General features: G+C 69.4%; 14 protein-coding genes. 5 read left to right on the forward strand and 9 right to left on the reverse strand.

Annotated features, from left to right (window positions below; translation table 11 throughout):
• Positions 1-14: 14 nt before the first annotated feature.
• The 3 genes from yidD to ACYX7E_RS12590 are packed head-to-tail and all read left to right on the forward strand — an operon-like array spanning position 15 to position 2,439.
• On the forward strand, positions 15-236 hold the full coding sequence (yidD, locus tag ACYX7E_RS12580; RefSeq protein ID WP_462080928.1) for a membrane protein insertion efficiency factor YidD: 222 nt from the start codon (positions 15-17) through the stop codon (positions 234-236).
• An 11-nt stretch (positions 237-247) separates the two neighbouring features.
• Complete coding sequence (locus ACYX7E_RS12585) at positions 248-1,594, forward strand: dihydroorotase (RefSeq protein ID WP_462080929.1); 1,347 nt, start codon at positions 248-250, stop codon at positions 1,592-1,594.
• 14 nt (positions 1,595-1,608) lie between these two features.
• Positions 1,609-2,439, forward strand: coding sequence for a M23 family metallopeptidase (locus ACYX7E_RS12590; protein ID WP_462081021.1), 831 nt, complete (start codon positions 1,609-1,611; stop codon positions 2,437-2,439).
• 241 nt (positions 2,440-2,680) lie between these two features.
• Here ACYX7E_RS12590 and folE2 read toward each other — a convergent pair whose 3' ends face one another.
• From folE2 to efp, 7 genes are all read right to left on the reverse strand, one after another.
• On the reverse strand, positions 2,681-3,601 hold the full coding sequence (gene folE2 / locus ACYX7E_RS12595; protein ID WP_462080930.1) for a GTP cyclohydrolase FolE2: 921 nt from the start codon (positions 3,599-3,601) through the stop codon (positions 2,681-2,683).
• A 135-nt stretch (positions 3,602-3,736) separates the two neighbouring features.
• Positions 3,737-4,444: a phytoene/squalene synthase family protein gene (locus tag ACYX7E_RS12600; protein WP_462080931.1), complete on the reverse strand. Its 708-nt coding sequence runs from the start codon at positions 4,442-4,444 to the stop codon at positions 3,737-3,739.
• Positions 4,441-5,181, reverse strand: a complete 741-nt coding sequence (locus ACYX7E_RS12605) for a phosphoglycolate phosphatase (protein WP_462080932.1) — start codon at positions 5,179-5,181, stop codon at positions 4,441-4,443. The genes ACYX7E_RS12600 and ACYX7E_RS12605 overlap by 4 nt, the downstream gene beginning before the upstream one ends.
• Positions 5,178-5,891, reverse strand: a complete 714-nt coding sequence (gene ubiG, locus ACYX7E_RS12610) for a bifunctional 2-polyprenyl-6-hydroxyphenol methylase/3-demethylubiquinol 3-O-methyltransferase UbiG (RefSeq protein ID WP_462080933.1) — start codon at positions 5,889-5,891, stop codon at positions 5,178-5,180. Before ubiG ends, ACYX7E_RS12605 begins: the two co-directional genes overlap by 4 nt.
• A gap of 26 nt (positions 5,892-5,917) precedes the next feature.
• Positions 5,918-7,261, reverse strand: a complete 1,344-nt coding sequence (locus ACYX7E_RS12615) for a TRZ/ATZ family hydrolase (protein WP_462080934.1) — start codon at positions 7,259-7,261, stop codon at positions 5,918-5,920.
• A gap of 187 nt (positions 7,262-7,448) precedes the next feature.
• Positions 7,449-8,414: a PA3715 family protein gene (locus ACYX7E_RS12620; RefSeq protein ID WP_462080935.1), complete on the reverse strand. Its 966-nt coding sequence runs from the start codon at positions 8,412-8,414 to the stop codon at positions 7,449-7,451.
• 182 nt (positions 8,415-8,596) lie between these two features.
• Positions 8,597-9,163: an elongation factor P gene (gene efp / locus ACYX7E_RS12625; protein ID WP_462080936.1), complete on the reverse strand. Its 567-nt coding sequence runs from the start codon at positions 9,161-9,163 to the stop codon at positions 8,597-8,599.
• 134 nt (positions 9,164-9,297) lie between these two features.
• On the opposite strand from efp, the gene epmB reads away from it, so the two are divergent.
• The gene (gene epmB / locus ACYX7E_RS12630) at positions 9,298-10,380 is read left to right on the forward strand and encodes an EF-P beta-lysylation protein EpmB (RefSeq protein WP_462080937.1); all 1,083 of its coding nucleotides are present in this window, start codon (positions 9,298-9,300) and stop codon (positions 10,378-10,380) included.
• Positions 10,381-10,456: 76 nt separating this feature from the next.
• On the forward strand, positions 10,457-12,538 hold the full coding sequence (locus ACYX7E_RS12635; protein WP_462080938.1) for a GGDEF/EAL domain-containing response regulator: 2,082 nt from the start codon (positions 10,457-10,459) through the stop codon (positions 12,536-12,538).
• A 54-nt stretch (positions 12,539-12,592) separates the two neighbouring features.
• On the opposite strand, the gene ACYX7E_RS12640 is transcribed toward ACYX7E_RS12635, so the two are convergent.
• Positions 12,593-13,711, reverse strand: coding sequence for an acyltransferase family protein (locus ACYX7E_RS12640; protein WP_462080939.1), 1,119 nt, complete (start codon positions 13,709-13,711; stop codon positions 12,593-12,595).
• A 30-nt stretch (positions 13,712-13,741) separates the two neighbouring features.
• Positions 13,742-15,592: a serine aminopeptidase domain-containing protein gene (locus tag ACYX7E_RS12645; protein WP_462080940.1), complete on the reverse strand. Its 1,851-nt coding sequence runs from the start codon at positions 15,590-15,592 to the stop codon at positions 13,742-13,744.

Raw genomic sequence — 15,592 nt, forward strand, 5'->3', positions numbered from 1 at the left:
TTCATTCAGACGCCGTGATCGACCGCCTCCTCATCGTCCTGCTGCGCGGATACAAGCGCTTCATCAGCCCGCTGCTGGGTCCCCGCTGCCGGTTCGTGCCCAGTTGCTCGGAGTACGCGATGGAGGCCATCGGCCGTTTCGGCGCGCTCAAGGGCGGCTGGCTGGCCATCCGGCGCCTGGGCCGCTGCCACCCCCTGCACCCCGGCGGTCACGACCCCGTCCCGCCCCGAACCTGATTGGAACTCCCATGTCGGACACCCTGATCGTCAATGCCCGCCTGGTCAACGAAGGCCGTGAATTCGAGGCCGACCTGCGCATCTCCGCCGGCCGCATCGCCGCGATCGGCGCGCAACTGCCTGCCCGCGACGGCGATACCGTCGTCGATGCCGCCGGCCGCCGCCTGCTGCCGGGCATGATCGACGACCAGGTCCATTTCCGCGAACCGGGCATGGAATACAAGGCCGACATGGCCACCGAGTCCGCGGCCGCGGTCGCCGGCGGCCTGACCAGCTTCATGGACATGCCCAACACCAGTCCGCCGACGCTCGACCGCGACGCGCTGGAGGACAAGTATCGCCGCGCCAGCGGTCGCGCCTGGGGCAACTTCGGCTTCTACCTCGGCGCCAGCAACGACAACCTCGACGCCGTGCGCAGCCTCGACCCCAAGGCCGCGCCGGGCATCAAGGTGTTCATGGGCGCGTCCACCGGCAACATGCTGGTCGACAACCCGGAAACGCTGGACGGCATCTTCCGCGAAACCCCGGTCCCGATCATCACCCACTGCGAAGACACGCCGATGATCGACGCCCTGCTGGCGCAGTACCGCGCCAAGTACGGCGACGACATCCCGGCCGAATTCCATGGCGAGATCCGCTCGCGCGAAGCCTGCATGAAGTCGACCCAGCTGGCGCTGTCGCTGGCGCGCCGGCACGACACCCGCCTGCACGTGCTACACATCTCCACCGCGGACGAGCTGGCGCTGTTCGAACGCGGCCCGCTGGTACGCGCCGACGGCAGCCGCAAGCGCATCACCGCCGAGACCTGCATCCATTTCCTGCGTTTCGAGCGCGCCGACTACCTGCGGCTCGGCCACAAGATCAAGTGCAACCCGGCGATCAAGGAAGCCTCCGACCGCGCGGCCCTGCTGAAGGCGCTGGCCGAGGACGTCATCGACGTGCTCGCCACCGACCACGCGCCACATACGCTGGAAGAAAAATCCAATCCCTACGTGCGCGCGCCGAGCGGCCTGCCGCTGGTGCAGTACGCCTTGAACGCGGCGCTGGAATGCGTGCACGAAGGCCACTTCAGCACCGCGCACCTGGTGCAGAAGTTCGCGCACGCACCGGCACAACTGTTCGACGTCAAGGAGCGCGGCTACCTGCGCGAAGGATATTTCGCCGACCTGGTGCTGGTCGAGGACACGCCGATGACGGTCGCCCGCGAGGACGTGCTGTCCAAGTGCGGCTGGTCGCCGTTCGAAGGCACCACGTTTCGTTCGCGGATCGCCTCGACCTGGGTCAACGGCGTGCAGGCCTGGGACGGACAGCGCCTGGTCGGCCAGCCGCAGGGCCAGCGGCTGGAGTTCGCGCGTTGATCGCAGCGCTGCGCATGTCGATCGCGGCGGCAGCCCTCGGCCTCGGCCTGCTGGCCAGCGCATGGTCCGGCAACGCCAGCGCCGATGACGATCGCCGCATCGTGTTTCCCGCCAGCGTGCAGCAGGGCGCGATGGTCGTCGGCAAGGTGCCCGCCGGCAGCACGGTCCGCTACGGCGGCCGCAGCTTGCGCAGCACCGGCTACGGCACCGTGGTGTTCGGCGTCGCGCGCGACGCCAGCGGGACGGCCACGGTCGAAGTCACGCGTCCCGACGGCAGTCAGGAGACCGCCAGCGTCGCGATCTCCCCGCGCGACTGGCCGACCGAACGCGTCAACGGCGTACCGCCGAAAACCGTCAACCCGCCGGCCGACATCGCCGAGCGCATCCGTCGCGAACAGGCCCGCGTGGTCGAGGCCCGCAACCGCGACGATGCCCGCGCCGATTTCGCGCAGGCCTTCATCTGGCCGGTCCAGGGCCGCATCAGCGGACGTTTCGGCAACCAGCGCGTCTACAACGGGCAGCCGGGTTCCGCGCATTCGGGCATGGACATCGCCGCGTCCACGGGTACCCCGGTGCAGGCACCGGCCGCCGGTATCGTGACCTTCGCCGATCCCGGCCTCTACCTGACCGGCGGCACCCTGGTGCTCGACCATGGCCACGGCATCAGCTCCAACTTCCTGCACCTGTCGCGGATCGACGCCAAGGTCGGCGATCGCGTCGAACAGGGCCAGGTCATCGCCGCCGTCGGCGCGACCGGACGCGCGACGGGACCGCATCTGCATTGGGGGATGAATTGGTTCGATATCCGCATCGACCCACTTCTTGTTCTGGAACGCGGGAAGTAAAAGCACTGGTTATTCGTTGAACGGGCGCGCGGCGGCGCGTTCGTCAGACCGGCGCGGAAGGGTTCGTCTGGCGCGGTTTGACACGCGCATCGACCAGCTTCTTGTTCTGGAACGCGGGAAGTGAAAGCGTCGGTGATTCGTTGAATGGACGCGCGGCGGCGCGTTCGTCAAGACAGACAGTCGCAGACTGACCTTGCGCGGCGCGCGGCGGCACGTTCGTCCACGCGGGGGCTGAAGAGGTCTAGCCTTGCGCGCCGCTGACGCTGGCGACGGCATCGTGGGCGTGCAGGCTCTCGAAATGCGAGACCGTGGCGTCGAAACGCGCCACGCGCGCATCGGCCGACAACACCGCCGCCACACGGCGCGCCGCGTCTTCGCAGAACATCAGGTTCTCGGCATTGAGGCGGGCGAAGGCCTGCTCGTCCTCGCGCTTGACGGCGGTCTGCACCGGGGTCGCCAGCGCCTGCTCGATCGCATCGACCAGCGATTCCAGCGGCAGGCCATCGCCGGCATCGGCCAACTGCACACGGATGTCGGCGCGGCTGCGCTGCGCATGCGGGGTGGCGGCCAGGCCGCGTTCGGAGGCCAGCCACTCGCCGACACGCTCCGCGGACACCTCGCCGGTGGTCCCGAAATCCTCGTTGAAACGGCGCGCGTTCAACTGCCGCGACAACGCCGCCGAGGCCGGACAGGTGCTCGAATATTCGACCGAGAATGACAGCGTCAACGCCATGCCCTGCGGATCCACGACCGCCTCGATGGTCACCGGGTAGTCCTTCCAGCCCGAGTACGACGACGCCAGCGCCGGCCGCCGCAGCAGGTGTGCGTAGCGCAGCGTCAGGCGCGCGCGGTCGGACAATCCGGATTGCGAATCAATGCAGTCGCGCAGGACCTGCGCCAGCAACGCGGGCGACAGCGTCTTGTGTCCCAGCTCGTCCTGCAGTCGCAGGTACAGCCGCGACATGTGGATGCCGCGCGCCTCGGGCTGCAGCAGGTTGACGGCGATATCGGCCGACGCCGGCACGCGGATCGCGGTGCCATCGGCGCCGGGCAGCGACAACGGCAACGCGATGCGCTGCATGCCCACCCAGTCCAGCGAACGCGCCGCGCGCGCGGTATCGCCTGCCACGTCGGGCAGGGGTTGCAGGATCGGTGTGCTCAAGGTCGTGGGGGATCGCTAGGGGGGGAATCGTGCCATTTTAAGCGCTGGGCGGCGGAACGCGGCGAAACGCTGCGTTGTCGGCTCCGGGCCTTGAAGCCGGACGGACGCGACCGGGCCCGCCCTGCCCCATCAACGTCAGCCCTGGCGCGCCGCGCGCCAGGCGCCCATCAGGCTGCGCCAGGCCGGCACCGGCGTCCCCGGACGCCCGCGCTGCAACTGGGCCAGCCGCCCGCGCAGGATCGCCGCCTGCATGCGTCGCGGGCGGGTCCGGCCGACGCGCGGCGGCGGCAACTGCAACAGCCGCCGGGTGGTCTCTAGATCGCCGGCCAACAGGGCGCGTTCCGCCAGCAGGTCCGCGATGACGGCACGCTCGTCGACTGCGCGCTCATCAACGGCACGCTCCTCAACCGCCTGCGCGTCGACGGACGCGGCACCACCGAACAGGACCGCCTCGCAGCCCAGGATCGCGCGCGCCAGCGGCAGGACCTCGGTCGCCGCGGCCGGATCGGTCGCCATCGACTCGCGTGTCGCCGGCATGCCGTTCAGTGCCAGCGCCAGCGCGCCCCAGGGCGCGGGATGCTTCTGCAGCACTTCGCCCAGCGGATGCCGGCGGCCGCCCTTGGCCCAGCCCTGCAGTTCGTCCTGCCACCAGGCCAGCTTGGCCAGGCCGGGCGCGGCCTCCTGCCCGGTCCAGGCCGCCAGCAGCAGCTCCTGCAGCAAGGCGAACCAGGCACCGACCTGCGGCCGCTGCCCGACCGGGACGAAGACCGCGGCCACGCCCCATTCCGGCCATTGCGTGCGCCATTTGTCGACGAAGGTCTCCAGTGCGGTCGAATCGTTCATGCGTCGGCCCACCCCGGAGGGGTCGGACCCGACGCCGCCTGCAGCCGCGGCCAGATCGCCGGGTCCAGCAGGGCCGCGACCGAATCGAGCATCACGTCGCCGCCCCATTGCGCCGGGTCGTCGCCCTCGAGGCGATAGCCCCACAGCGCGACCACGGACGGCATGCCGGCGGCACGCGCGGCATCGATATCGCGCTGGTCGTCGCCGACATAGACGCAGTCTCCGGGCGCCACGCCGATCAGGTCTGCGGCGTGCAGCAACGGCAGCGGATGCGGCTTGCGCTCGGGCAGGCTGTCGCCGCCGATCAGCACCGCGCAACGTGCTTGCCAGCCCAGCTGCGGCAGAATGTCGCGCGCCAGGTACTCGGGCTTGTTGGTGACGATGCCCCAGACGATGCCCTCGGCCTCCAGCGCGGCCAACAGGGTGTCGACATCGTCGAACGGCGCGCTGTGGCGCCCCAGTTCCTCGTGGTAGATCTTCAGGAATTCGGGCACACGGGCCACGACCTCATCCTGCGACAACGCGGGAAACGCCGCACCGGTCATCGCCCGCCCGCCCTTGGACACGAACGGGCGCAATGCGGGCAAGGTCATCGGCGCGATGCCCAGCGATGCGCGCATACGGTTGACCGTGGCCAGCATGTCCGGCGCGCTGTCGAGCAGCGTGCCGTCGAGGTCGAACAGCACCGCGCGCGGGAAACGCGCGGCGGCAGGCGACGAAGCCGTCGAAGCCGTCATGCCGGCTTCTTCGCGCAGGCGATGTAGTTGATGTCGGTGCGCTGGATCACACGCGCGGCGTTGCGCCAGGGCTCGTACATCAGGCCGCTGACGTCGGCCAGTTGCAGGTCGACCTCGCGCAGCCATCCGGCCAGTTCCGCCGGCTTGATGAAACCGCTGTAGTGATGCGTGCCCCGGGGCAACAGGCGCGCCACGTACTCGGCGCCGACGATCGCCAGCGCGAAGGCCGCCGGCGTGCGATTCAGCGTCGACACGAACAACTGTCCGCCCGGCTTCAGCAGGGCTGCGCAAGCGCGCAGGATCGCCAGCGGATCGGGCACGTGCTCGAGCATCTCCATACATGTCACGACATCGAAGCCGCCCGGCTGCCCGGCCGCCAGCGCCTCGACCGACTGCACGCGGTAGTCGACCTTGACGCCCGATTCCAAGCCATGCAGGCGCGCGACCTTGACCAGCTCGGGCGCGAGGTCGATCGCGGTGACGTCGGCACCGGCCCTGGCCATCGCCTCGCTGAGCAGGCCGCCGCCGCAACCGACGTCGAGCACCTGCGCACCGCGCAGCGGCACGCGCTCGGCGACGTAGCCCAGCCGCGCCGGGTTCAGCGCATGCAGCGGCTTCTGCGGGCCATCGGCGTCCCACCAGCGATTGGCCAGCGACGCGAACTTGTCGAGTTCGGCCTGGCTGAAGTTGGCGGTCGATTCGGTGGTCATGGCGTTCTCCGGGGGCGCGGTCATCGTCATGCGCCCACCTTGATGGTGGAAATGCGTTCCCGCCATTGGCGGGCATTGGCGACCACGGCCTGCGGATCGATATCGACCAGCACGCGATCGCGCAGTTTCGGCTTGCCGGCGATCCAGACATCGCTGACCTGGTGGCGGCCGGTGGCATAGATCAGCTGCGAGACGACATGGTGCAGCGGCTGCGTCTCCAGCGCCGACAGGTCCACGCAGACCAGATCGGCCTGCTTGCCGGGCTCGATCGAGCCGACCAGATGGTCGAAGCCGATCGCCTTGGCACCGCCCAGCGTGGCCGCGCGCAAGGCGGTGAAGGCATCGAAGCCGGCCGCATCGCCGGCCACCGCCTTGGCCAGGATCGCCGCGGTGCGGGTCTCGCCGAACATGTCGAGGTCGTTGTTGCTGGCGACGCCGTCGGTGCCGATCGCGACCGTGACGCCGGCGCGTTCCAGCGCGCAGGCCGGGCAGAAGCCCGAGGCCAGTTTCAGGTTGGACTCGGGGCAATGCACCACGCTGACGCCGCGTTCGGCGCACAAGTGGATCTCGCCTTCGGTCAGCTGGGTCATGTGCACCGCGATCAGGCGGTCGTTGATCAGGCCCAGCCGATCCAGGCGCGCGATCGGGCGCTGGCCGTACTGCTGCAGCGACTGTTCGACCTCCTGCGCGGTCTCGTGCAGGTGCAGGTGCACCGGCACGTCGAGCTGGTCGGACAGCATCCGCACGCGTTCGAAATTGGCGTCGTTGACGGTGTACGGCGCATGCGGCGCGAACGCCATCGCGATCAGGGGATCGTCGCGCCACTGGTCGTGGACTTCGCCGGCCTTGTCGAAGTATTCGTCGTCGTTGCGCGCCCACGCGGTCGGGAAATCGATGACCGGCAGGCCGACGCGGGCACGGAACCCATGCCGCTTGTAGACCGCGGCCTGCACGTCGGGGAAGAAGTAGTTCTCGTTGACGCAGGTGGTGCCGCCACGCAGCATCTCGGCGATCGCCAGTGTGATGCCGTCGCCGACGAATTCAGGGCTGATCACCGCGCCTTCGATCGGCCAGATGTGCTGCTGCAGCCAGACCTTCAGCGGCAGGTCGTCGGCGACCCCGCGCAGCAGGGTCATGGGGTTGTGCGTATGCGCATTGACCATGCCGGGGATCAGCGCGGCGTCCGGACGCGAGACCGTCTCGGCCGCGCGGAAACGCGTGCGCGCTTCAGCGATCGGCAGCACCGCGACGATCGCGCCATCGCGGATCGCGACGGCATGCTGCTCCAGCACCACGCCATGGGGTTGGACCGGCACGACATGGCCGGCTTCGATCAGCAGGTCGACGGACTGCGGCACGACATCATTCATCGGGATACCACGCAGGGAAAGGAATGAGGGGGGCGGCGCATCTCAGAACTTGCTCACGGTCTGTCGCGAGCGCAGCCAGATGGCGCGTGGCGGAGCGGAGAAAGCGCAGTGTACGTGCGGGTACATGAGCATTTCGAGTACCGTACGCGCGCCAGCTGGCAAGCGCAGCAAGATCGTGAACATGTTCTCAGGGCGCCTCGGCCCAGAAGAACATCAGCTGCCACGGATCGGGCGTATACGACGCGCCGTCATAGCGCAGCATGCGCCGCTTGCGGTAGCGGCTCGTCGACTCGACGCCATCGCCGGTCTTCGCGTAACGCTCGACGTCGGCCATCAGCGCGAGATCGTTGAACCCCGCATGCTGGCTGCTTTCGACGCCGATGGAGAGCTTCGCGGTCTGGTCGGCGTAGGCCTGCGCCGACCAGGCGCAGGGGCTGCCCTCGACGATCTGCCACTGGTCGAGCCAGGTGCCCAGCACCGGCCGCAGGCGCGCGCCTTCGCGCACGAACAGGGTCAGTTCGCGATTGAACCGGCCATCGGGACAACTCGGTCCGGGCGCCCGGCTCTCGACGACCAGGCCGATCGCGCGCACGCCGGGCGCGAGGTCGTAACGGGCGGTATCGAGCCGCAACGAGCCTTCGCCGACCGCCAGCAGGGCGTCTTCGTCGAGCGGCATCACATGCGAGGCCAGCACGCCGGCGGTATCGCCATCGAGCATCGCCAGCACCCCGGTCAGCGCGCGTCCACCGCTGTCGGCCTGGGCGTCGGATTGCGGATCGGCATCGCCGCGGGCAAAGGCTGCCGCGACCAGTTCGATCGAAGGGGCATAGGGCCAGCGACGGCAGTGGGCATCGACTGGCTGGGCGGCCGCATCGGAACCGGCCAGCGCTCTAGCGGCGTCCAGCGCCGCATCGCTGCAGCGCTCGCCATCGTCGGCACGTGCGGTCAGCACCGTGCTGGACAGGGCCATGACGGCCATGCCCGCGCCGCACAGCAGCAGGCCGGACAGCAGCGACCTTGCCGGCAGCGAATTCGCCGGCAGCGGGCGCGCCGCCCGCGAACGCGGCCACCATGCCGCCCACACCGCGACAGCCGGACGCGAGTGTCCGGTGGGCAGCACGACACGGGGGAGCACGGCACCACGATCGATCATCGCGGCATTGTCTCATTCCAGGCTGTCAACGTCCCGCGCAGCACGGGCGTCACATCGGCACAGAGCACGCTGACAGCGCACATGCGCACGTCAGGTTCCGCCAGGCCAGACCCAGCCAGGCCAGGCGCAACACCGCGCCGGCCGGCCTGCACGCCCGGCCATGCCGGGCGCAGGGGATCAGCTCACTTGACGCGGCTGACGTAGTCGCCCGAACGGGTATCGACCTTGATGATCTCTTCCTGGCTGACGAACAGCGGCACGCGCACCACCGCGCCGGTCTCCAGTGTGGCCGGCTTGCCGCCGCCACCCGAGGTGTCGCCACGGACGCCGGGGTCGGTCTCGGTGATCTTGAGTTCGACGAAGTTCGGCGGCGTGACCATGATCGGCGTGCCGTTCCACAGGGTGACCACGCATTCCTCTTCACCCTTGAGCCACTTCTCGGCGCCGCCCATGCCGGTCTTGTCGGCCTGGAACTGCTCGAAGCTCTCGGGATTCATGAAGTGCCAGTACTCGCCATCGCTGTACAGGTACTGCATGTCGGTATCAACGACGTCGGCCGCTTCGACCGAATCGGTTGACTTCATCGTCACTTCCTGCACGCGGCCGGACTTGATCAGGCGGTACTTCACGCGGGTGAAGGCCTGGCCCTTGCCGGGCTTGACGTACTCGGTATCGGTGATGATGGCCGGTTCGTTGTGGACCAGGATCTTCTGGCCATTCTTGACGTCGTTCATGCCCAAACTGGCCATCGGTTCTCCTGATTTGCCGCCTCCCGGGGCGGCTAGAATAGTGGGCCGGAGTCGATCACAGGATCGCTCCAAGCGAGGGTCGGGCACGGCCAGACCCCAGTTAGACTGGCACCGACCGTACTTCCAGACCGCACATGATACCTGCAGCCCAGCATCCCCGACAGCCGCAAGCCCAGGCCTCCGACGCACACGCGCCGGTACCGCTGTGGCGTGCGCCGCCGGCCACGCAGGCGCCGGCCTCACCGCGACGCTGGCAACAGGCCTGGCGCGAGGCCATCCGCGACCCGCGCGAGCTGCTGCGGCTGCTGGGGCTGGAGGCCGAGGCACTGCGGATCTCCGACGCCGCCGCCGCCGCGTTCCCGATGCGGGTGCCGCGAGCGTTTGCCGCGCGCATGCGGCATGGGGATCCGGCCGACCCGCTGCTGCGCCAGGTGCTGCCGCTGGACGATGAATTGCGCGAGGTCGAAGGCTTCGGGCTCGACGCGGTCGGCGATGCCGCCGCCAAGGCCGGCCATGGCGTGATCCACAAGTACCAAGGACGCGCGCTGCTGGTCGCCACCGGCAGCTGCGCGGTGAACTGCCGCTACTGCTTCCGCCGGCATTTCCCGTACGCCGAGGAAACCGCCGCCGCCGCGGGTTGGCAGGCGGCCGTGCAGGTCATCGCCGACGATCCCTCGCTGCACGAAGTGATCCTGTCCGGCGGCGATCCGCTGTCGCTGGCGACGCCCAAGCTGGTCGAACTGACCGACGCCCTGCGCGCGATCCCGCACGTGCGCCGGCTGCGCATCCATACCCGCCTGCCGATCGTGCTGCCCGAGCGCGTCGACGACGAGCTGTGCCAGTGGCTGGCCAGCCTGCCGTGGCCGGTCGCGATCGTCGTGCACGCCAACCATGCCAACGAGTTCGATGCCGGCGTGGATGCGGCCATGCAGGCCCTCCGTGGCTGCCGGGCCACGGTGCTCAACCAGGCGGTACTGCTGCGCGGCGTCAACGACGACCTCGACCGCCTGCGCGCGCTCAGCGAGCGCAGCTTCGAGGCCGGCGTGGTCCCCTACTACCTGCACCAGCTCGACCGCGTCGCCGGCGCCGCCCATTTCGAGATCGACGACGCCGAGGCCCGCCGCCTGCATGCCGCACTGCTGGCGGCGCTGCCGGGCTACCTGGTGCCGCGGCTGGTCCGCGAGGTCGCCGGCGATACCTCCAAGCGCCCCGTGTGATGGCGTCGTGAGGGGCGTCGACATGGACGCGACGGCCGGGCCCGTGGCATAACCTGCGGGCTGTCCGGAGAACCGAATGTCGAGAAAGCCCGAAAACGCCCTGCGCCTGCTGATCGTCGACGAAAGCGTCGAGGCGGCCGAGGCCGTGATCAGCGGCCTGCGCAATGCCGGCATCGCGATCCGCCCGATGCGGCCGGATTCGGCGGCCGAGCTGGCCGAACTGCTGGGGGCGCAGAACTTCGACCTGGTGCTGGCCTCGGGCGGCACCGTCGATCCGCCGCTGGACGAGGTGTTCCAGCAGGTCGTCGCCAGCGGCAAGGACCTGCCGGTGATCATGGTCGTCGACCAGCTGGACGAAGCCGGCTACGTCCGGCTGCTCGCAGCCGGCGCACGTGCGATCGCGCTGCGCCACAACGCCCCACAACTACTGGCGACGGTGCGCGAACAATGGGCCGACCTGGAGGCCCGTCGCGGCCTGCGACGGCTGGAAGCGCGGGTGCGCGAGACCGAGCGCCGCTGCGACGCGCTGATCGAATCCTCGCGCGATCCCATCGCCTACATCCATGAAGGCATGCACATCCGCGCCAACGCAGCCTACCTGGACATGTTCGGCTTCGCCGATTTCGAAGAACTCGAAGGCATGTCGCTGCTGGACCTGGTCGGTCCCCAGCACGTCGAGGACTTCAAGCAGCTGCTGAAGGGGCTCAGCCGCGGCGATTCGCCGCCGCCGCGCTACGAGATCCAGGCCCGCGACCTCGAAGGCAATGCATTTCCGGCGACGATGGAATTCGCGCAGGCACAGTACGAAGGCGAGTCCTGCCTGCAGCTGGTGCTGCGCCGCCAGGAGTTCGATCCCGAGTTGGCCGAGGAGATCAAGGCGCTGCGCCAGCGCGACCAGGTCACCGGCCTGCTGAACCGCCCCACCTTCCTGCGCGCGCTCGAGGACGCGGTCGACGACGCCGCGCAGAACCACGGCCAGCACGGCCTGCTGATGATCGAGCCCGACCACTACCAGCGCCTGCTGCAGGACATCGGCCTGGATTCGGCCGATGCGATGATCTCGGCGATCGGCGGCTACCTGCAGTCCCTGCTCGGCGAAGGCGCGATCGCGGCCCGGTACTCCGAGCACACCCTCGCCGTGTTGCTGCATGGCAGCGATTACGCGGCCTCGGTGGCGCTGGCCGAACGCATCCGCGAAGCCTTCGCCTCGCACGTGTTCCCGATCGGCGCGCGTTCGAGCGTCATCACCATCAGCATCGGCGGCGTGCAGATCGGCGAGAAGATCGCCAGCGTCGCCCAGGTGCTGGCCAAGGCCACCCATGGGGTCGCGTCCCGGCTCGAGATGGGCGGCAACAGCAGCGAGATCTTCGACCCCAGCGCCTCCGACCGCGCCGAGGAAGAACACAACCAGGCCTGGGCCGCGCGCCTGGAACGGGCGCTGGATCACCAGGGCTTCGTACTGCATTACCAGCCGGTGATCAGCCTGCAGGGCGACAGCAGCGCCATCTACGAGAGCCTGCTGCGCCTGGACGACAGCGACGGCGAACTGGTCGCGCCCGGCAGCTTCATGCAGATCGCCGAGCAGTACGGGCTGCTGGCGCGGATCGATCGCTACGTGGTCGCCGAGGCGATCCGGGTCATCGGCGAGCGCATCGCGCGCGGACAGCCGACGACGCTGCTGGTCAAGGTCAGCCAGGGCTCGCTGGGCGACGACAGCCTGGTCGATTTCATCGGTGCGCAGTTGCGCGAGCACCAGGTCCCCGGGCAACACCTGGTGCTGCAGCTGGCAGAGGCCAAGGTCTTCACGCACCTGCAGGCGGCGCAGCGTTTCGCGATCATGATCGGCAAGCACGATTGCCGGCTGGCGCTGGAGCAGTTCGGCGTCGGCCTGGATTCGTTCCAGTTGCTGAGCCACCTGCAACCGCAGTTGCTGAAGATCGACCGCAGCCTGATCGAGGACCTGCCGCGGCAGCCGGACAACCAGCGCCGCGTGCAGGAGATCGCACGCAAGGCCCGCGAGCTGGGGATCGGCTCGATCGCCGAGTTCGTGCAGGATGCGGCCAGCATGTCGATCCTGTTCTCGGCCGACGTCGACTACGTGGAAGGGCACTTCCTGGCCAGCGCCAGCCCGCAGATGAACTACGACTTCGAGTCGTAGCGGGCGCGCACCGGCCTGGCGCGTCGGGCGGGCAGTCCGCGGCTGGCGCCGCGGCTACACGTTCGCCGGGCTGGCCACGGGCTTGGGCGCGAAGCGCGCCTTGATCGCCAGGAAATGCCGCTCGTACAGCGTGTACGACAACGCGCCGGCGATGAAGGTCGCGACCGTGGCGATCACGAAGTAGCCCAGCGACGCGAGGATGCCGCCGCCCAGGCCCAGCGCAGCCAGCAGCGGCAGGCCGACGAAGACATGCAGCGGAGCATGGAACACGTACATGCCGTAGCTGTACTGGCCACAGCGGCGCAGCCACGACAGCGACAGCAGCCGTGCCCACAGCGTGGACGCGTTCAGGGCGCCGGCCAGCAGGCAGGCGAAGCCGAGTGCGATCGTCGTGTAGCCGATCCATTGCATCCACTGACCCTGCCGCTGCAGCGCACCGAACACCGCCGTGACCAGCACCAGCGCGGCACCCGTCGCCGCCAGTCCAGCGGCATGCTTCGAGCCCAGGCCGGCCAGCGCGCGCGGATCGCGCAGCAGCGCCGCCAGCATCGCGCCGATCGCCAGCGCGTCGAAGCGGCAGATCGTGAACATGTAGGCGACGTCCTCGCCCAGTGGCGACGGCAACAGCGCGCGCGCCAGCATCCGGCTGGCGATCGCCAGCACGACCAGCACGCACCCCGACACCAGCACGCCACGACGACCCACCCAGCGCACCAGCCAAGGCCACAGCAGGTAGAACTGCTCTTCCACGCACAGCGACCAGAAATGCGGGAATGCCGCTTCCGAGCGCCCGAACGGCGCAGTGAAGTTCGCGACGTACAGCCACAGCCAGGCCTGGTGCTCGCCATAGCCCGCCGGCATCGTCCGCAACAGAGGCAGCACGACGAACGCCACCAGCAGCACGCCGTAGTACAGCGGGAAGATCCGCAGCGCGCGCCGGGCGATGAAATTGCGGTAATAGCCGGCGCTGTCGCGCGCGTCGAGCAGGAGGCCGGTGATCAGGAACCCCGACAGCACGAAGAACAGCTGCACGCCGATCCAGCCGAAATCGAAGCCCAGTTTCAGCAGCGTCGCCAGCGTCGAGGCCGGCTCGAACACGCTGAAGGCATGCGCCAGCACCAGCAGGATCGCGATGCCGCGCAGACCATCCAGGGCCGGCCAGTGCCTGTGCATCGCCCAATGCCTGTGCATCGCCGCGCCCCGTCAGCAGCCCAGCACGTGCATGATGGTGTCGATCAGCAGCGGATGCGACCACAGCGGCGTGAACGTATGGTCGGCGCCTTCGATGATCGCGATGTCGAGCCGCCCGTCCTCGAGCAGCGTGTCGACGGCCGAGCCGCCCTCCTCGCGCAGCATCGACAGGCCCGGATCGGACGCGGCGAAGATGAAATGCAGCGCGATGCCGCGCCCGGCCAGCGACAGCAGGTCGCTGCCGAGGTCATCGGGCAAAGCGACATGCAGGCGCCGCATCACGTTGGCCAGCGCGCTGCGCGCCTTCATGACCACGCGCGAGGCCACGGTCCGCGCAACCGAGAACAGGTTGACCTCGCCGCGCAGCACTTTCTTCCACGACTTCAGGCTGCGCACCGAACTGGCGTAGCGGCTGGCTTCGCCGACAATCTGCGATGGCGCCACTTCCAGGCTGGCGCCCGCGGTGTAATGGAACGCCAGCGGGTTGATTGCGATGATCGCGTTGACCGGCTGGTCGGCCAGGCCTGCCCGCAACGCGTGGTAGGCGCCCGAGCACAGGCCGGCCAGCACGACCTCGCTGGCGCCGGCCTGCCGCGACCACGCGACCGCCCGGCCGATGTCGGCGATCGCGTCGACGCCATAGACCACGTTCTCGGCGTTGCCGGGGCGCGTCTGGCTGTCGCCCAGCCCGGACTGGTCGAACCTCAGCACCAGGAACCCCAGCGCGGCCAGGCGGCGTGCCAGTGCGACGTGCAGGCGGTTCGGGCCGTGATGGGCCACCGCGCCCGCATTCAACAGCAGCACCGCACGCTGGACCGGCGTCTGCGGCCAGGTCGCGATGCCGAAGACGCAATCGTCGATCGCCACCGCTTCTTCGACCCAGGTGCCCGCCGCGTCCGTCGTGGTGGCAGGCCCGCCGATGGGACCGTTGATGGGCCCACTCATGCGCATGCGCAAGGCCTGCGGCGCATGCGGCGCCCCTGCCCCCTGATCCGCGGCCAGGCCACAGTGCTGGGCGAACTCCACCGCCGCGCCGATCATCGCGCGCGGGATCGCATTGCGATGCGGGTCGAGCATCATCTCGACATAGCCCGGTACCCGCCGCACATCGACGATGGCACCCGATGCGCGCAGCGCGCTCACCCAGGCGTCGTCGGAAGGCAGGTCGTCGCGTTCCAGCATCAGGACCGGCGGCGCGCCGCGCCCGCCCGATGCCGACCATGCCGACACCGCAGGCCGGGTCAGGTCGATCGCCGACAGCGCCGCGCGCGTCTGCGCGGTCAACGCGAAGCCCGCGATCTCGTGCACGTCGGCCAGCGCCGGCACCTCGCGCGGCGTCAGGCCGAGCGCCATCTGCAGCATCTTACCCTCGCGCAGGAAACGCTTGCCGCTCGACACACCGGCAATGGCGACCAGGCCGGCGATATCGTTGCGTGCCTGCGACGCGATCGTTGCCAGCGTCGCGCCGAGGCGGATGCCGACCAGCACCAGCCGCTGCGCACCGGCGCTGCGCGCGAGATCGCAGGCATCACCGATGCTGGCGATCCACGCGTCCACGCGCTCTGGGGCGAAGTCGTCACCGGCACTGTCGCCGGTGCCGTCCAGGTCGACCCGCAGCGCCAACATGCCGGCGCGCGCGGCGTCCTCGGCCAGGTGCTTGAGCGCACGGCGACTGCAGACCGCCTCGTAGCCGAATGCCGGCACGATGACCAGGCCGATCCGGCACTGCGCCGTGTCCGGTCGATGCAGCCACGCGAACCGTGGCGCGTGCGCGGGACCGAAGTAGCCGGCCTGCGCGCCGCCATGGCGAGCGCGCGCGACGGTGGCGGGCAGCGGTTCAACAGGAAAGGCGTCTGCGGTCAT

Source organism: Luteimonas sp. RIT-PG2_3 (assembly GCF_054902115.1).